Below are 3,486 nucleotides of genomic sequence, written 5' to 3' on the forward strand. Positions count from 1 at the left end.
GGGGGGGGTTCGCCCCGGGTGTCACGCCCTCCTGTCCTTGCCCCGACTCACCCCCGTACCCCACCCCCCCTTCCCGCTCCCCCCCCCCCCCCCACTTCCTTTGGGGTGCTGGGGCGACGTCGTTCCCGCTGTCGGCCAGGACCCACATCCCGTAGCAGCCCAGTTCCCGGCCCAGCGCCGCGAGCCGGCCGACCAGCGCCCGCCCGACGCCCCGGCGCCGGTACGGCTCCGCGACCGCCAGCTCGTACAGGAACATCTCGGTGCCCTTGTCGGGGTGGATCGTCTCGACACCGCTGACGAAGCCGACGGGGGCGTCCTCGCCGTCCTCGTAGGCCAGGAACAGATGGTGTCCGGCGGCCGTCAGGAACCGCTCGGCCCACTCGGTGCGGACGGCGTGGTCGAAGAGGTGCTCGGCGGAGGCGACTTCGGCGACGGAGCCTGCGCGACGAATCTCCATGAGCCTTCGTACCACGGCTGGTGTACGCGGCGAGAGCCCCGTACTCCCCAAGGATGGGCAGGGGTTCAGCCCGGCGGCTGCATCCGTTGTCGGCGGCGGCCCGTACCGTTGAACCATGGATCTTCGAATGCCCGGTCTCGGCGGGCTGCTTCGGAGGCCGCGGCGGATGCCGGCCGTCGCGGCCGCCGTCGTCCTGCTCGCCGGTGCCGGGACGTGGACGGCCGCCGCCGGCTCCGACGACGCGCCCCCGGTGCGCCGGAGCGACCGGGTGATGAGCATGGGCGACGGGGCGCGCATCGACACCTCGTACTACGCGTCCACCGCCGCCGGCCGCCGCCCGGCCGTCCTGCTGGCCCACGGCTTCGGCGGCAGCAAGGACGACATGCGGCAGGAGGCCGAGGACCTCGCCCGGGACGGGTACGCGGTGCTGACCTGGTCCGCGCGCGGCTTCGGGAAGTCCACCGGGAAGGTCGGTCTGAACGACCCGAAGCACGAGGTCGCCGACGTCTCCAGGCTCATCGACTGGCTGGCCCGGCGGCCCGAGGTCCGGCTCGACGCGAGCGGCGATCCGCGGGTGGGCGTGGCCGGCGGGTCGTACGGCGGGGCGGTCTCCCTGCTCGCCGCCGGGTACGACCACCGGGTGGACGCCATCGCCCCGGAGATCACCTACTGGAACCTCGCGGACGCCCTGTTCCCGGACGGCGTGTTCAAGAAGCTCTGGGCCGGGGTCTTCTTCAACACCGGCGGTGGCTGCGACAGGTTCGAGCCCGTGCTGTGCCGGATGTACGACCGGGTCGCCGAGTCCGGCACGCCGGACGCGGCCGCGCGCAAGCTGCTGGAGGAGCGCTCGCCGTCCGCCGTGGCCGACCGCATCAAGGTGCCCGCACTCCTGGTGCAGGGCCAGACGGACTCCCTGTTCACGCTCGCCCAGTCCGATGCCGCCCAGAAGGCGATCCGCGCCAACGGAGCCCCGGTCGACGTCGACTGGGTCGCGGGCGGACACGACGGCGGCGACCTGGAGCCGAGCCGTGTGAACAAGCGCGTGACGGCCTGGTTCGACCGCTACCTCAAGGACGACAAGGGCACCGACACCGGCCCGGCCTTCCGGATCACCCGCACCGGAGGCGTCGACTCCACCGACGGCGCCGCCCGGCTGCGCGGCGCGAGCGCGGACGCGTACCCGGGCCTGGAGAGCGACCGGCGCACCGTCGCCCTGAGCGGCGGCGAGCAGCGATTCGCCAACCCGGCCGGGGCCAGCCCGCCCGCCGTCTCCTCCCTGCCCGGCCTCGGCGCCGGCGGCGGCCTCGCCCAGCTGTCCTCCCTCGGCGTCGGGGTGTCCCTCGACTTCCCCGGCCAGTACGCCCGGTTCGACTCGGCACCGGTCGCCGCCGACCTGCGGATCACCGGATCGCCCACGGTGACCGTCCATGTGCGGTCGACCGGCGACGACGCCGTCCTCTTCGGGAAGGTGTACGACGTCGGAGCCGACGGCACCCAGCAGGTGCTGCCCTCCCAGCTGGTCGCCCCCCTCAGGGTGGAGGGAGCCAGGTCCGGCAAGGACGTGAAGGTCACGCTCCCCGCCGTCGACCACGAGGTGCAGAAGGGCCACCGGCTCCGCCTGGTCCTCGCCTCCACCGACCTCGGCTACGCCTCCCCGGCGGCCCCGGCCACCTACACCGTCTCCCTGAAGAGCGACCTGAGCGTGCCCACCGCGCCCGGTGTCACGACCGCGGCCGCCCCGCTGCCCGCCTGGGTGTGGTGGCTGCCGGCGGCCGGCGCGTTCCTCGCACTGGCCCTGCTGGTCACCGGCCGCCGCCGTACGACGGTCCCCGCGCCCGACCCGGAGCTGGCCGAAGTCCCGCTGCTGATAAGGGATCTGAGCAAGCGGTACGCGAAGTCCTCCGACAGGTACGCGGTGCGGGAACTGTCCTTCCGCGTGGAGAAGGGCCAGGTGCTCGGCCTGCTCGGGCCGAACGGTGCGGGCAAGACGACGACCCTGCGCATGCTGATGGGACTGATCGGGCCGGACGGCGGAGAGATCCGCGTCTTCGGGCACGCGGTCCGGCCGGGCGCGCCGGTGCTGTCCCGGGTGGGCGCCTTCGTGGAGGGCGCGGGCTTCCTGCCGCACCTCTCCGGCCGCGAGAACCTGGAGCTGTACTGGCGCGCGACCGGCCGCCCGCCCGAGGACGCTCACCTCGACGAGGCCCTGGAGATCGCCGGCCTCGGCGACGCGCTCGCCCGCGCGGTGCGCACCTACTCCCAGGGCATGCGCCAGCGCCTCGCCATCGCCCAGGCCATGCTCGGCCTGCCGGACCTCCTCATCCTCGACGAGCCCACCAACGGTCTCGACCCGCCGCAGATCCGCGAGATGCGCGAGGTGATGATCCGCTACGCGGCCGCCGGCCGCACGGTGATCGTCTCCAGCCACCTGCTGGCCGAGGTCGAGCAGTCCTGCACCCACCTGGTGGTGATGGACCGCGGCCGATTGGTCCAGGCGGGCCCGGTCGGCGAGATCGTCGGCTCCGGCGACACGCTGCTGGTCGGCACCGGCACACCCGTCGAGGAGCCGGTCGTGGAGAAGGTGGCCGCGCTGCCCGGCATCGCCTCCGCCGTACGGACCGAGGACGGGCTGCTGGTCCGGCTCGAACCCGGCGCCACGGCCGAGCGGCTGGTGGTGGAGCTGGTGCGCCTGGAGGTGCCCGTCGCCTCGGTCGGCCCCCACCGGCGCCTGGAAGACGCCTTCCTCACCCTGATCGGAGGTGCCCCGTGAGCACGCTCACCGAGCCCGTCGAGGTGGCCTCCGGCTACCGCGCCGGGCACACGCTGCCGCTGCGGGTGGAGCTGGTCCGCCAGCTCAAGCGGCGCCGCACACTGATCATGGGCGGGATCCTCGCGGTGCTGCCGTTCGTGCTGCTCGTCGCCTTCGCGATCGGTGGTGTCCCGGGGGGCCGCCGCGACCCGGGCACCCCGAATGACACCGGCAGTCTCTTATAAAAAAATACCAACCCACAATACATCTAACAAACTCG

At 73.4% G+C, this 3,486-nt stretch carries 2 protein-coding genes and 1 pseudogene; 2 read left to right on the forward strand and 1 reads right to left on the reverse strand.

The features are described from left to right. Positions 1-457, reverse strand: a 457-nt coding sequence (locus ACFW2E_RS28810) for a GNAT family N-acetyltransferase (RefSeq protein ID WP_384469989.1), incomplete at its 3' end; no start/stop codon positions are given. A 115-nt stretch (positions 458-572) separates the two neighbouring features. On the opposite strand from ACFW2E_RS28810, the gene ACFW2E_RS28815 reads away from it, so the two are divergent. Together ACFW2E_RS28815 and ACFW2E_RS28820 are read left to right on the forward strand one after the other, a co-directional pair. Beyond that, entirely contained in the window at positions 573-3,227 is a 2,655-nt protein-coding gene (locus ACFW2E_RS28815; RefSeq protein WP_384469990.1) for an alpha/beta fold hydrolase, read from the forward strand. Beyond that, a pseudogene (locus ACFW2E_RS28820) lies at positions 3,224-3,430 on the forward strand (ABC transporter permease); the annotation flags it as partial. The gene ACFW2E_RS28815 and the pseudogene ACFW2E_RS28820, both read left to right, overlap by 4 nt. Positions 3,431-3,486 lie beyond the last annotated feature (56 nt).

Origin of the sequence: Streptomyces sp. NPDC058964 (genome assembly GCF_042741275.1) — a bacterium.
In the GTDB taxonomy this organism is placed as follows: domain Bacteria; phylum Actinomycetota; class Actinomycetes; order Streptomycetales; family Streptomycetaceae; genus Streptomyces.

Bases quoted from the DNA above. Each gene is read 5' to 3' on its own strand.
- ACFW2E_RS28815 (WP_384469990.1), top strand. From the start codon at position 573: ATGGATCTTCGAATGCCCGGTCTCGGCGGGCTGCTTCGGAGGCCGCGG.